General features: G+C 44.5%; 17 protein-coding genes. 1 reads left to right on the top strand and 16 read right to left on the bottom strand.

Annotated features, from left to right (window positions below):
- Window positions 1-124: 124 nt before the first annotated feature.
- The 4 genes from DY231_RS23980 to DY231_RS23995 form a co-directional block, all read right to left on the bottom strand.
- The gene (locus DY231_RS23980) at window positions 125-547 is read right to left on the bottom strand and encodes a hypothetical protein (protein ID WP_115631999.1); all 423 of its coding nucleotides are present in this window, start codon (window positions 545-547) and stop codon (window positions 125-127) included.
- Window positions 548-613: 66 nt separating this feature from the next.
- Complete coding sequence (locus DY231_RS23985) at window positions 614-1,669, bottom strand: competence protein CoiA family protein (protein WP_115632000.1); 1,056 nt, start codon at window positions 1,667-1,669, stop codon at window positions 614-616.
- A gap of 286 nt (window positions 1,670-1,955) precedes the next feature.
- Window positions 1,956-2,987 carry a hypothetical protein gene (locus DY231_RS23990; RefSeq protein WP_115632001.1) on the bottom strand — a complete coding sequence of 344 codons (1,032 nt, stop codon included), beginning with the start codon at window positions 2,985-2,987 and terminating at the stop codon, window positions 1,956-1,958.
- Window positions 2,988-3,090: 103 nt separating this feature from the next.
- A complete protein-coding gene (locus tag DY231_RS23995; RefSeq protein ID WP_115632002.1) occupies window positions 3,091-3,303 on the bottom strand; it encodes an Hha/YmoA family nucleoid-associated regulatory protein in 213 nt (70 codons plus the stop codon).
- A 172-nt stretch (window positions 3,304-3,475) separates the two neighbouring features.
- Between DY231_RS23995 and DY231_RS24000 the strand changes: the two genes are divergently transcribed.
- Window positions 3,476-4,648, top strand: coding sequence for a site-specific integrase (locus DY231_RS24000; protein ID WP_115632003.1), 1,173 nt, complete (start codon window positions 3,476-3,478; stop codon window positions 4,646-4,648).
- Window positions 4,649-4,698: 50 nt separating this feature from the next.
- On the opposite strand, the gene DY231_RS24005 is transcribed toward DY231_RS24000, so the two are convergent.
- From DY231_RS24005 to DY231_RS24060, 12 genes are all read right to left on the bottom strand, one after another.
- Window positions 4,699-5,010 (bottom strand): hypothetical protein, encoded by a 312-nt coding sequence (locus DY231_RS24005; RefSeq protein WP_115632004.1) that lies wholly within the window; start codon window positions 5,008-5,010, stop codon window positions 4,699-4,701.
- Window positions 5,010-5,786, bottom strand: coding sequence for a hypothetical protein (locus DY231_RS24010; protein WP_115632005.1), 777 nt, complete (start codon window positions 5,784-5,786; stop codon window positions 5,010-5,012). Before DY231_RS24010 ends, DY231_RS24005 begins: the two co-directional genes overlap by 1 nt.
- 2 nt (window positions 5,787-5,788) lie before the next feature.
- Window positions 5,789-6,763, bottom strand: a complete 975-nt coding sequence (locus DY231_RS24015) for a DNA replication terminus site-binding protein (RefSeq protein WP_115632006.1) — start codon at window positions 6,761-6,763, stop codon at window positions 5,789-5,791.
- On the bottom strand, window positions 6,763-7,353 hold the full coding sequence (locus DY231_RS24020; protein ID WP_115632007.1) for a DUF2913 family protein: 591 nt from the start codon (window positions 7,351-7,353) through the stop codon (window positions 6,763-6,765). Before DY231_RS24020 ends, DY231_RS24015 begins: the two co-directional genes overlap by 1 nt.
- A gap of 237 nt (window positions 7,354-7,590) precedes the next feature.
- Complete coding sequence (locus tag DY231_RS25470; RefSeq protein ID WP_256682729.1) at window positions 7,591-7,722, bottom strand: hypothetical protein; 132 nt, start codon at window positions 7,720-7,722, stop codon at window positions 7,591-7,593.
- A gap of 62 nt (window positions 7,723-7,784) precedes the next feature.
- Window positions 7,785-8,306, bottom strand: coding sequence for a hypothetical protein (locus DY231_RS24030; RefSeq protein WP_134187532.1), 522 nt, complete (start codon window positions 8,304-8,306; stop codon window positions 7,785-7,787).
- A gap of 71 nt (window positions 8,307-8,377) precedes the next feature.
- The gene (locus tag DY231_RS24035) at window positions 8,378-8,638 is read right to left on the bottom strand and encodes a hypothetical protein (protein WP_115632010.1); all 261 of its coding nucleotides are present in this window, start codon (window positions 8,636-8,638) and stop codon (window positions 8,378-8,380) included.
- A 7-nt stretch (window positions 8,639-8,645) separates the two neighbouring features.
- Window positions 8,646-9,233, bottom strand: coding sequence for a hypothetical protein (locus DY231_RS24040; RefSeq protein WP_115632011.1), 588 nt, complete (start codon window positions 9,231-9,233; stop codon window positions 8,646-8,648).
- Entirely contained in the window at window positions 9,226-9,450 is a 225-nt protein-coding gene (locus tag DY231_RS24045; protein WP_115632012.1) for a hypothetical protein, read from the bottom strand. Before DY231_RS24045 ends, DY231_RS24040 begins: the two co-directional genes overlap by 8 nt.
- A gap of 282 nt (window positions 9,451-9,732) precedes the next feature.
- Window positions 9,733-10,659 (bottom strand): hypothetical protein, encoded by a 927-nt coding sequence (locus DY231_RS24050; RefSeq protein WP_115632013.1) that lies wholly within the window; start codon window positions 10,657-10,659, stop codon window positions 9,733-9,735.
- A 65-nt stretch (window positions 10,660-10,724) separates the two neighbouring features.
- The gene (locus DY231_RS24055; RefSeq protein WP_115632014.1) at window positions 10,725-11,648 is read right to left on the bottom strand and encodes a hypothetical protein; all 924 of its coding nucleotides are present in this window, start codon (window positions 11,646-11,648) and stop codon (window positions 10,725-10,727) included.
- 70 nt (window positions 11,649-11,718) lie between these two features.
- Complete coding sequence (locus tag DY231_RS24060) at window positions 11,719-12,645, bottom strand: hypothetical protein (RefSeq protein WP_115632015.1); 927 nt, start codon at window positions 12,643-12,645, stop codon at window positions 11,719-11,721.
- Window positions 12,646-12,663 lie beyond the last annotated feature (18 nt).

Below are 12,663 nucleotides of genomic sequence, written 5' to 3' on the forward strand. Positions count from 1 at the left end.
CACTGATTGCCTGAGTTAAGTTATCGAGCAAATGATGTAGCAGGATTACTCCACCCGTTATGCCCCCGATCTGAAGGTGACAACACTGGGAGTAAACGCCCTGTGTGAGCAACCTTTATACAATTTACATGTCCTCATCCCTCATGTTCCTCTCAAGGTCAACACCAGGCCCGAGCCCATCCTCCCCCCGATATCTGTACTTAAGCTTTTCCGTGTTCTGCCCTGAGCATCGCCCCGCGAACTTTGAGAAAACAGAAAGAAAACAAAGAGAAAACAAAGAGATATCATCTGAAGGATTCTCGCCAGTCTTCAAATCAGGCGAAGCCTGACAGCTCCCTTGGCTTAGCAGATACAGGAGGGATGAGGACATGTAATTATACCGGTCACCGACGAGCTGGCCGGTGGAAACAATGGCATGCGGCCGGGGTTTCTCGCTGGCCGTTGTCCGGTCATTTGTGCGAACTGCATTTCCCTGCCAGCCCACCGGCTCCCGGACAAACTCGACCGGCGCCCACAATGGCAGTTTCATTCTGCTGTGTATCTGCATGCCTTGTTCTCCTTATCCGTTCGTCCGCTGGTGGTTCCGGCTCACCTGGCAGGGAGCCGGTATGGGTTAAAACATCGGGTAGGTTCCACCAAACGAGTCCGTTACCGGTTGGCTGGTGGCGGTCTGAAGCCGAATATTGAGTCGGGCAATCTCTTCCACGGCTTTGAGGAAATCAACCTCTTCGCACGTCAGACGCTCCCCCTCTTCACTGCCGGTGACCATATCCGACCAGAAGTCGAGCTTACTGATGCTCACGTGCTCGCTTGAATCGAGACAATGAGCCCGGAAATATCGCGTGAACAAGGAGAATTCGTCTGTCTGGGCAATTCGGGAAGGACGGGCCGTCAGCCGACACAACTGGACGATGGTCCGTTGCTTGAGTTCAAGAATACCGTTGCGACTGCCAGGCAACCGGGAAGGATATTCCATCCCATGGTCGGCCAGACGCTGCCGCAGTGGTCCCACTTCCGCAGGCTCTCGACCGATGTATTTTTTTAACTGGGTTTGCTCCAACTGGTGCATATGGGGATGGTAAAGCCATTCCCGGGAACTGGACTGTGTGGTAATGAGTCTTTCGATGCACTGGCCGTATCCTTCATCAATTTCACCACGCTGTACTTTCGCCAGTTCGTATTCGATATCGGGCAAATCGATCCTCAGTGCCGCTATCATCTCTGAAGGGTGGATATGGTCAAAGGAGAGACGTGAAGCGACAGTTCTGTCGATGTCGGGGAAAATGGCGATACGCAGCTGATTAATCGTCGCCATTAGCGGGGCTGTAATGCCACAGAAGGCAATATTCTCTTTTATATCGCTCAGCTGCACCGCCCCGCCTTCACATCCTTCAATCAAATGAGGGAATGCGATAACGCCCTTTGATGTAATGACATCCAGTACTTTCGCCATGATTGCGGCCATCAGTCCGTTACACTCCGCATCTATGGCCGTACTGTGTGCAAAATGCCACAGCTTGATGTCACCCTGCTTTGCCACCAGCTCAGTTTTACAACCGGGACAAATACAATCGCAGCTGGTCCCACGGGCCACCTCCGTAATGTCCATCAACTTACCGGTTTGCCTGTGAATGCCGAAAGGCACACCTTCAATGCTACTCTTTCGCATAACGCCTCCCTCCGAATTCCAGCAATTATACGCGGCCGGATCAGGCCAACCGATCCGTTAAGAGTCGATATTTTGGTAGCGTAATGAACACAGGATGAGTTTAACGAGACGATTTTCAGACAAGCAGATCAGTGTATCTTTAACGCAAACTTCCACTTTCGCTCATAACAGACTCGCGATACTTTAGGCGGTCCGCTTCGAGACTGAAGCGGAACTTCAACTCTTGGTTCTTGGCCTGTATAGATCGCAGCGCAATGCAGTCCCTAGCAGCCATTTGTTATACTTTTTATTCTTCAGTTATTACAATATTCGACAACAGCTTATCCCTGGACTTAAGGATTTCATCAATTTTGCTCAGTTCAGTATCTTTACAAAATTGCGAGAGATGATTACTTGCAAAATTGTTGAGAGTATTATTTTCATTGTTTTTCTGATGAGCAGTTAAGTGATCAAAAATCCAAAGCATTTGGTTATTAATTTGTTGTTGGTTGTTAGAGTAACGAGCTCCAAGATTAAGATGCACTTCATTAGTCAATTCGTTAAACTCATCCAAAGTATTTGAAACCTTTGTTTTAAGAGACTTAAATCCGTTATCGTCTAACCTATTGGATAGTATAGTTTCAGAAACCAATGCAATCGTATAAAGTGAGATGCAGTACCTACAACTCAAATAATTGCTTGCTAACTCGTTTATCGGTATAGGCTGCTGCCAAGGATGGATGTTTGAACGGATATTTTCCATGTATCTATATACTAACTCTCTTAAATCAATTCTTGAGCGTTGAACATTTGTCAAGGTCGCCTGCGCTTGCTCCTTACTGAATCCAGCGCCGTAGATATCCGAGTAAACTTCTTTTAAGAAAAAAGAGATTGATTTTATCTTGCTGAAGTCTTTAAGTTGAAATTGCTGATAAACATTGTTTATTTCAAGATTAATTTGGTGTACATAGCTTGCATATATTTTAGCAACTGCATTGTTGAATGCAGTTCCGATATGCATAAAAAGGTCATTCGCTAATTCAAACGAATCATAAGCATCAAACCCTTGATGCCCAGCAATTCCCTTAACTCCTTTGACCATAGAAGAGAACGAACCATCCCCGTATTTCACCAGTCTGTTCACATCCATATTTGTGGTAAAGAATGTTCTCTCTGGTGTGCCAAAAAATCTAACTAATTCAGAGTGCAGATCTGGTGATGCAATTGATAGTTGTTGTGGATGATTGTAAATTCCTATTTGCAATGGTTGGAATGATATTTCTGACCCAAGAACCCTTTCAAGAGTAATTAGTTTGTCTACTTTATTCTCAGCAGCCATGATGATACATCCTCAAAAATATAACGATTTAGTATTTATGTGACTCGTTGTTTTTGGCACACAATCACTTGTTGAACTGAGGGGCTAGGGAATATCCCGCATATTACTGATAAACCAGACTCCAGACCGAGGGAGGCACCTTATCAAAAAGTCTCTTTGTGGTGATTTCAGCCTTCCGGTGGTCGTATGCGCTTAACGCGTGTTCCAGTTCATCACCGGTCAGCTTTTCTTTAAGGCGGTCAAAAACTTGCTCAAGTGTCTCAAAAGAGCTGTGCTTGCGAAACTTCATTAAATATAATCGCTTTCCTTCCGTCATTTTCATCTCCATTTAAGTCAGATTTTCTGTGTAACTTCAGATAGATATTGTAGTTTTGTCGAAGTTCACATTTTGGCAAACTTCACCAGGTTGCGCCATTTAATATTTTAATAAATGATTGATAGACACCCCCTGGCTGTTAAAATAACTGTATTAATAAACAGGAGTGCCTATGTCTGTCCAACTTGATGCCACACCATTACCGGCCCACATTTCAAATCAGTTATCTGAGATTGACAGCACGGAATCTGGACGGCTTAAGCTGGCAATTTATTTTCAGTCACTCTCGTACAATACAGCTAAAAGCTATCTTCACTGGCTTGGTCAATGGAAGAGATGGTGCCAGGCAAACAGCAATCGGGATAACGGCGTTATCAAGCCGTTTCCTGTGAATGACATTTATTTTTTGGCATTTCTCCTTGAGATCAGCACGAGGGTCCAGCGTTCAAGTCTGGTTGCCTGTGTAGCTGCCATTAATGCTGTTAGCCGTAAAGGACTTGAGCAAGAAAACATTAAAACTGGCAGTGTAGTGCTTTTTCTGAAGTCTGTGAAAAACCAGGCTGCCCGGGAAGAGATCGTGACACAGCAGGCACAACCTTTTTTGCTGACCGATCTCCAGCAACTCATCCGCCTTCACGGTAAAACCAACTCGGTGAAAATCCTTCGTGACCTCAGCATGATTTGGCTTGGATTTGAAACCCTACTACGCTCCGCTGAAATACGCCGTATAAGATTGAGGCATCTCAAGGTTAACGATGACTGCACTGGCCTGAAGCTAACCGTCTTCAGAACGAAATCCTCATCCAATACACTGCTGACCTATGATCTGTCCCCCTTACTCGCCACCAGCATTCTGAGGCTGTTAAATATGGTCGGCATGAGCTTGAAAGGTAACCCCGACTCGTTACTCTTCCAGGCTACTGATTTTCACGCCATGCGTTACATGCCTGATAGCTGGTCCCGCCGTTCACGGGGAAAATTTATCCATAAACTTCTGGATGACCATGGGGTCACCACTCCCCTTCAGATGAATTCAAAGGTTCCATTAGCCGATGATGCCGGTGTGATAGCAGGTAACTCTCTGAACCGGGCATTCGAGTCATTGTGGCGAAGCCGATACACCGACAATCGTGAGAAGGAAAAGGGGTTACGCTACCAATTCTGGACAGGTCACAGTGTACGCGTAGGCGGAGCCATCGAGCTCGCAAAAAAGGGGTTTACTATTACGCAAATAATGGCGATGGGAAACTGGACCTCGGAGCAGATGGTTTCACGGTATATCCGTAATTATCTTTCCCAAGAAAATCCAATGTCACAACTGATTGCAGAACATCTTTCCGGTTAACTGAAGCGAACGGAGGATTGCTCCTCCGTGTCGGGGTGGGTAGGTAGAATTTATTTCCTGGTGGATCGCTTCCAGAGGGATTTCCCCTTACCCGGATAGTAGTATTTGTTCAGTTTCGTCACCTGCGCACCGATATTCACAATCCCGGCGAGTTTCAGGCTGAAGATAAAAGGAATCGCAGGCAGTAAGAGGATCACGGAATAAATGACCACCGCACCCAGCAAACCAAACCAACCTTTTCGGGTCCCCGACATCTCTGACTTGAAATAATACCGGCTCAAAAGCTCAACCATTTTGGTCGTTACCCAGTTAGCCAGGACAACCAGCAAAACCACCACGCCTATCATAGTTAGCAATTCCATCATGACTCCTCTTTGGCTGTTTTACCGGCATTCCGGTTCTTCTGGTGATTAAACAAAAAAACATCCACCAGCCGCCATGATTCACCACGATTAATCACGAAAAGCAATTTCACCCCGGGGATATGCTGATGATAAAAAACCTTCATATCTTTGACGCCATATTTTTCGAGCTGCTGTGCCCGATAGTCATCACGAAGCTCAAACTCCGTCATATGTTCAGACTTGAGCCGGTCACGCAGGATCTTAATGGCGCTGGCGTTCGCGTGTCTTACCGAGAGCTGGGAGAATTTCACCAGGGCTGATTGTGTCAGTTGCACTGTTCCGAACACGGCTTCCAGCTCTTCCTTGTGCCAGAAATAGGGCAACTCAACACGAGGCCAGGTCTGACTGGTAATAATGGCCTCATTACCGATCTTCCCCGCCATTGGAACCATGGTGATCCCGTTAAGGCGTACCCGGAAGTAGTCAAAGAGTGGACGCAGGCTTTCCTTTTCCGGTTGCTCCATGAGGAAACTCTGCACTTCCGGGTTAGATACATGCCAGTTCAGATTACGGCCATCGTTGACTTCCCGGGGGCCTGATTTTTTCAAAATAAAATACAACCCGGCCAGCAACTCGGCTCTCATCCCGTCTTCGGAACTATCGTGATAGGCATTTTCCATTGAGATGGAATAAACCAGCCGGTGAACGGCATCCTCCGGAAATTTTTTATTCCACAGATAAACGTTATATGCGCGTTCAGCTGTTTTAACGCTTGTGGTTGAAATCCATTGCATGGTTATTCCTCGTGACTTGCTACACGGACGATGAAAATGCCTAAATCTGCTCCGGGTACGAGCTCTGTATATACCCGCTGTGTCTGACGGCCAGATTTTGCTTTATCCCCTTCAACTGCCTGATCCCAGTCACTGAGAAGCTTTAACTGAGGCACTGGAAAACTGCCTGTGGCAAATAGCGGCAAAGATGCCTTGGTAGAAAGATATTTATTTTTCGTCTGAGTATCACGATCATCTCCTTCAAACCATGCATGGACAATCGGCACAGGGAACGAATTCACGCGGCACAGGCGAAAACCTTCATCTCCCTGAAGCTGCATAGAAGCCAGCTTCTTAATGGCGTAATCCAGGGTACTGAGACGTTCGGTTTGGTCGCGGGTCAGCAGGTTTTTAAAAAGAGCGTCTTTGCGTCGAGTAAGAATATCTATCAGCTCAAGTTTCGTTTTCTTCTCAGTGTTGCGATTGTAGCGCCAGCCAAAAGTAACTTTCTTCAGTGGGTTATCGCTGAAAAGAATATTGCGAGTAGCCTGAAGCGTCACGAGCCCCGGAAACTGCGCATGAACTTCGTCAAAACGTTCGTACCGGTCGGTGCTAAGGCTCATTAATGCCCGGGCAAATTGATTCTTGGCATTATTAATCTCTTCGATCAGCTTACGTAACTTATCCGCCTTATCCGGCACCACAACGAGTCCGGGATATTTGGCCGTAAATTTGGTTGATTCTTCATTAAGTTGCTGTGGGTTATCAGTACCAAAATCCTTGAGAGCATCAATAATTCTGGTTACTGATTGTTCACCACTGATGTGTTGTACTTTAAAACCTTCCCAACTTGATTTGATGCGCTCTTCCTTACGGGACAGTCGGCTAATCGTCATAAGCTCAGACACAACTGGGGGGGTGGCTGCAAGATAGTCGCCCAGTTCGTCGATACGATAGCCAATCTGATCTCTCAGGCCCCGCAGGTTGTTCACCATCATTAATCTCCAGTTATCTGGTCGGAGGTCAATTGCAGGATATGCACTGACACACCGTCTACAAATTCGCTTTTATCACCCATCACGAGGTAATCATATTCTCCGGCGATCTGCCTGAAAGAGGTCACATCACCGATAACATAAAGTGGCAGTGACTGTATCTGCTCACCTTCAGAACCAAAGCAACACTCGACATCCCGTTTTAAACCAAAGCAGGTGTTAGGGTAATGCACATCCAATTTGTCCCAGTCGTTCTGGCTACCAATAACGACACGCCATCCGAGCCTGCCCAGGTGGTCACTGAAGGTTTTCAGCATGTAAAGTCGGGAGCCTGTTGCATCCGGGATTGAGCCACGCCCTTCAACCAGCAAATGAATGATGCTGGCGAGGTCGGTCACCTGAGACTTAGTCGCATGCTTCAGGTGCCGCTTGATAATCCGGATGGACTGAGATGAATGGGTTCTGCGGCGCTCAGCAGAACGCAACCAGTCACGTATGAGTCCATTCCTCGCAGTGGGACTCGCCTTACTTTGAGAGATATAGAGCAAGCAGGAGGTCGCAGCACTCATTACGGCTTCATTATCTATCGACATATCTCTTCCCCGACAAGAGCAACCGGCTTCAAAAATACCGGCATCGCTTTGGGCCGCCAGAGTAAATGAACCGGGTTTTTCCCGGGGGCATTCCGGTACAGACTGTAGCGTCCGTTAAGAACTTCAACAGACCAGAAACCGGATGGCACGGCAGTTTGCCAGGACATAACCGGAAGCGCAAAAATATATAGCCTGTGACGTAACTTATCTCCCAGTTCATGAACCTGTACCTTGATACTAAACAGCAGTACAGGTAGTCCCCAGACGCACATCCACCCAAACGGTAGCACTGTCGTTGATAACAACCGGCCCGTTAGAATTGATGCGCAAAGGAGCATGAAGCTCGCCAGCGCCCAGAGGGAAATCCACAAAATCCAGCTCCGGCTCTCACACAATTTCCATTCCAGAAGAAATAGTTTTTTCATAGCATGTCAGTGAATACATTGGGCTGAATTGAGATATAAGCTTGTGTGGGGGAAAACATCATTAGCCCACAGCTCACTGGCGGATTTCCAGCCTTTGAAGACATTTTCTCCCCTCATCAAATCGAAGGTTAAAATCTGATCACGAATTTCAAATTCCAGACTTTCGGGAAGATCAATGTACTCCGGTACGGAGACGACACTCCCCGTGACTAACAGCATCACCAGCTTGGTTAACTGGTGCTTTTCACTCATTTGACTATCTGGCAGCATCCAGGAATTAAATGAGAAAGTAAAAATCTCAACCCCGTTAGCGTCTGGTCCAGATTCAAATCCATCACCATTTAACGCAAACCGGAAAAAGTACAGGTCGGAATGAGTCTGATCGTAATGTTCATCATCCTGTTTATTTATCCTCCCGCTAAAAGCTTTCGTCATCCATTCTTCAGGAGGTGACATATACAGCCAGCAGGCAAAGGAGAGTAAAATTTGCTCTTTATATACTCGAACGGTTTTACTGTTACTTTTCATCTTCATCCTATGTTGATGGTTTCCAGAGTATATAAGCACAACTCAGCAAAAACGTAATAGGTTGTGAAGCGCTAAAAATCGCAGATGCTCGAGCTTAGTTGCTTTAACCGGTTATCAAGGTAAGCACTTGCGATATCTAACGGCTGGAACTCTTCAAGATATGCCCGAATAATCTCTTCATTCGTTACAGCATTTATCCCGCGTGAATTCAAAATTTCCTTTGCCCGGTTTAAATTTGTGCTGGCCCGTTTACTCAGTTGAAGCCTGGATGGAACCTGCTCGCATGCAAGAGAATCTGGTGCTACAAAATCATTCGAAATTTCATTACTCATCTGTAACTCACTCCATATCGGGAATAGAATGAAAATTAACTGCGATTGAACTATCCGGGTCACCATTTTCAACAATGCTCAACCAGCTCCGGGCGGCCACCTGCCCTTCACAAACCAACAAATAGCCTTGCTTAGTTGTATTCAGTTCCGAAATTCGTTTTAAAATACTGTCTGATCCGGGGCCGCAGGCAAACGGCGTGTAAAGTAACTTTTCTTCCGGAACTGCCGCTCTGAGTTGTGCCAACAGGATATTCTTTTCTTCTTCCGGTTCCGGGAGCACCATGATGACCCGGTGCCCCTGCTCGGTGTATTTAGTGATTTGTTTGACGATGTTTTTGAACCGGCAGGCATAAATAACGAGTCTGAAGCGGGTACACACCAGGGAGAGCAAGGTGAATAGAACGATCACCAGGCCATATGCCGAATGATAAAACCACCAGTTAGCGCCAGCGACTACCAGCAACAGTCCCAGCAATAAAAGACTCCCGTAAAAAAATAACGATGGGTAACGGGTCGTTTTGCCTTCCAGCAGAATAGATAAAACGATAACTGCGGTAATCAGATACGTGAGCCAGTCCAGCAACATATTATTCATTAGTATTATCCGGTTGGTCAGAATGGCCCTTGCACCCAGTTTGTGGGCAGAAATTACTACAGAAAACATTGGTGACGATCCTGTGTCCCGATTCCTGTAAGAAACGTAATTTTTCACGCACTTCATCACCAGGCTCACAGAAGAGATATTCAAGTTCCTTGATATCTGCTTCGTTAACTAATTTATCGAGGTTAAAACTTTTGTGTTTGTATTCCATACCTTCTCTCCCTCTGTTGCCATCAGTATACGATGTGCAAACTTAGGGAAATTACGGATAGGGGTTGATTTTTAAGAGGAGGGTTGAGGGGGATTGGGAGATGTGCTGAAGCGCAACATTGAGAGGGTAAGAAAAACCAGTATCTGTAGAAAACAGCAAATTCTGGGCAAAAAAAAAGGCACATTAAATGTGCCTACAAAAGGGTTTAGAGATTATATAAACAGTACCTGGAAAGCAGAGTCACAGTACTTCGCAACCCTACCGGTCAGGTAGAAAGGAACATTAAGCAGCTTTACTTATGTCCAGTGCAGCCCGGAGATCATAGACTGCTTCAGAGATTAAACTTCTACGGTCGGCAATTTTATATTTCCCATTTGCATCAAGGGTTGAATAAGTCGTCCGCCACGTTTCGGAGACAACATTTTCATCCTCATCAATAAAGGAAATCTTAACCTGAACCGGTACATCCTGATTATTAGCAACTCCATGATACATTGCTTTAATTAATTCATTATTGCGAATATCTTTAGTTTTTCCAAATGGTGATACCTCAGTGTCCAGGTAACAGTCACCAAGATCCATATCACAAGAATCATCGCTTACCGCTTTGATAGATAATGTCAGGCGGTCATTTATAACCCGAGAGTACTTAAAGTCTTCGACAGCATTGTACATAGCCATACTGACTTTACTTAATGTGCCGTAAGCCCTTTGCAGACAATCGGTAATCGAATTACTGACAAAATTGAGGAAGTCATTGAAATCGGAATACCAGAATTGCATCAGCCCGAACCGACCTATTAAGACCTCTCCATCTACTTCCATGTAATGACAATACTTCTCATCGTCTTCACCAGAGTCAGAAAGAATATCTAATCCAACATCTTCAAATTCTATTTTTGAGCGACTATAACTACGCCCAGTTATATCAAGATAGGAAGATGCCACCTGATGATAAACTTTAAGAAAGTATTTAAGTTTTTTGGATAAGGCATCGACTTCATAGCTGGGAGCATTGGTTTTTAGTAATGCTTCAACATATAAATCAACACACTTATTTAACTCCTCAGCTTCAATTTTTCCACTGAAAGTGACATGATCGCCCTGGCTGTGGTTAACAGCATATGAGAAATCTGCACTTTCAAAATCGATTCCAAGCCCAGAGAGTTCCGCACGAATATAATGATATACATCTGTTGAATAAAACATAGTTTCTTCCTCAGCAAAAAAGGGAGAAACCCCACAAGGGATTGCTCCCTCATGGGTTGTTTTGATTAATTAGTTAAAAGAACAAGTTCGTTATCCACAACTGAATGTGACATTTTCTCAAGTTGAGAGAGAACAGTCTTTTCATATCGGGCAATCGATTTTTCATGGTTAATTTTGTATTCAGTCATAACAAGTGGACTTGTTGATAACCTTCCCAACATTGATCTGAATGAAGTACTACCACCAGAATTGCTCTTATATACTGCATATAAACAACGCTTCATTACTCGCCCGGACAGGTAACGATGTAAGTAATTGAGGTACTGGTCCGCACAGGATACAGACTCTATACACCACTCATCACAAAGTAGCTTTTCAGCCACTGCCAGGGGGATAGCATCCGCCATAATACTGATATCGAACCCGTAATTTTCATCACGGATAGAATGAATCATTTCTGGCTTGCTACTGGCTTCACTCTTATTTACCAGGGAGACAACCAACGGATAGTAACTCGCGAGTTTGGATTGTATTTGATCATGAATAAAACTGATAAATTCAGAACCGTGCTCTACAAGACCAAGAATTATGTCCTGATGGGCATTACTGGAGCGATAAAAAACATACTCGAGTATTTCACGATTGTAGCCAGAGTGAAGCAGTTCTGGCCGTGGATGTACAATCCGAACGTTGCCCGGGTTTACAGATACTGCGAACCTGAAACTACGTAAGGACACCGGACCTGCATGCAGTGAATCAGCATTTAAAAGATAACGGCCCAGCGGAGATTTTTCCATTCCTGCATGATCACTGATGCTATGACGCTCAATATACCGCTTATAAAAAGGGATAAGTTGAGATACCGGCACATCTATAATTATGTGGAAGCGATTTAACGTCTGAGTGGATATAGATGCCTCTAAGACCTTAATATCGGATAACCCCATTTTGTATAAAACGGCTTTAACAAGATTGTTTAAGTGTTGCATATTAGGTTCCTTCATAGATTATGAAAGGAACATTATCCCAGAAGGGAAATGTTCCCTTCTGGGTTTGGTTTTAGTAGTTATAACGCTGTGCGTGTTCAAGTTCCATGTTCATTCTGTAACGTTCATGCGCTCCAGAGACCAGTAGCGTCTTAACAAAACATTTTCTGAATGTTTTGATTCCGTTAGCTGAAGTTATTTCCTGCTCAGAAATAGAATGATTTTCATGTTTATTATCAGACAACCCATAAAAAATCGAATTGTATTCAACAAACAACTTTCTGGTTTTCAATTTCCCAGAAAGATATCTTTCAGCGTTCCTGATAACCCACTTCCCATCTTCACGTGAAGATATGGAGTCAGGTGCCAGAAGCTTTTGCAAGACAATCAAAGGATACCCAAACGACTTAATTTCAACACCGTCATACCGTACATATTCTCCATCAAAATCAAACTGCATATGCTGTCTGATTTTCTGATCATCACAAGTTTTATTGTGGACACTAATGGCAAAAGTAACTTTGCTACAAAAGAAAGCGAAAAGATTCCGGTATATGTATGAAGTCAAACCAGTTAACTTCTCATGTACCCCTTTCGCATCAGTTCCCACATCTGATCGATAAATATAATTGAGGATTTCTCTGTTGTAAGGACAATCGAGCATTGAAAAACTGTCAGTTTCACCAGAGGATTCACCAAAGTTACATTTAAATGGCATACGAATAGCATCTAAAGAAACACGACCATTACGGGCTTTAGCAAGCCTGTTGACTGCTGGTAACAGTATTTCTTCAACTGGCATTTCAAATGGCAGAGTCGAATATTGATTGCAGTATTCGACCGCTTGTTGTGACAAAAATGCAAACGACAAATCAGCGTTAAAACTAACTGATGATATCGTTCCGTCAGAATTATCAGTGGTTACTAAATCAACCACTTCAATATTCATTCCGTTCGCGCCCAGAAAAGATTTAATAATGTTAGAAATTAATTTGCTCATGTGGTCCTCTCAATTCAA

The organism is Buttiauxella agrestis, assembly GCF_900446255.1.
GTDB lineage: Bacteria > Pseudomonadota > Gammaproteobacteria > Enterobacterales > Enterobacteriaceae > Buttiauxella > Buttiauxella agrestis.

Coding starts and splice junctions, on each gene's coding strand:
- DY231_RS24060 (WP_115632015.1), bottom strand. CDS start 12,645: ATGAGCAAATTAATTTCTAACATTATTAAATCTTTTCTGGGCGCGAAC.
- DY231_RS24045 (WP_115632012.1), bottom strand. CDS start 9,450: ATGGAATACAAACACAAAAGTTTTAACCTCGATAAATTAGTTAACGAA.
- DY231_RS23985 (WP_115632000.1), bottom strand. CDS start 1,669: ATGCGAAAGAGTAGCATTGAAGGTGTGCCTTTCGGCATTCACAGGCAA.
- DY231_RS24055 (WP_115632014.1), bottom strand. CDS start 11,648: ATGCAACACTTAAACAATCTTGTTAAAGCCGTTTTATACAAAATGGGG.
- DY231_RS23995 (WP_115632002.1), bottom strand. CDS start 3,303: ATGACGGAAGGAAAGCGATTATATTTAATGAAGTTTCGCAAGCACAGC.
- DY231_RS23980 (WP_115631999.1), bottom strand. CDS start 547: ATGCAGATACACAGCAGAATGAAACTGCCATTGTGGGCGCCGGTCGAG.
- DY231_RS23990 (WP_115632001.1), bottom strand. CDS start 2,987: ATGGCTGCTGAGAATAAAGTAGACAAACTAATTACTCTTGAAAGGGTT.
- DY231_RS24035 (WP_115632010.1), bottom strand. CDS start 8,638: ATGAGTAATGAAATTTCGAATGATTTTGTAGCACCAGATTCTCTTGCA.
- DY231_RS24000 (WP_115632003.1), top strand. CDS start 3,476: ATGTCTGTCCAACTTGATGCCACACCATTACCGGCCCACATTTCAAAT.
- DY231_RS24015 (WP_115632006.1), bottom strand. CDS start 6,763: ATGATGGTGAACAACCTGCGGGGCCTGAGAGATCAGATTGGCTATCGT.
- DY231_RS24030 (WP_134187532.1), bottom strand. CDS start 8,306: ATGAAAAGTAACAGTAAAACCGTTCGAGTATATAAAGAGCAAATTTTA.
- DY231_RS24005 (WP_115632004.1), bottom strand. CDS start 5,010: ATGGAATTGCTAACTATGATAGGCGTGGTGGTTTTGCTGGTTGTCCTG.
- DY231_RS24050 (WP_115632013.1), bottom strand. CDS start 10,659: ATGTTTTATTCAACAGATGTATATCATTATATTCGTGCGGAACTCTCT.
- DY231_RS24040 (WP_115632011.1), bottom strand. CDS start 9,233: ATGAATAATATGTTGCTGGACTGGCTCACGTATCTGATTACCGCAGTT.
- DY231_RS24010 (WP_115632005.1), bottom strand. CDS start 5,786: ATGCAATGGATTTCAACCACAAGCGTTAAAACAGCTGAACGCGCATAT.
- DY231_RS24020 (WP_115632007.1), bottom strand. CDS start 7,353: ATGTCGATAGATAATGAAGCCGTAATGAGTGCTGCGACCTCCTGCTTG.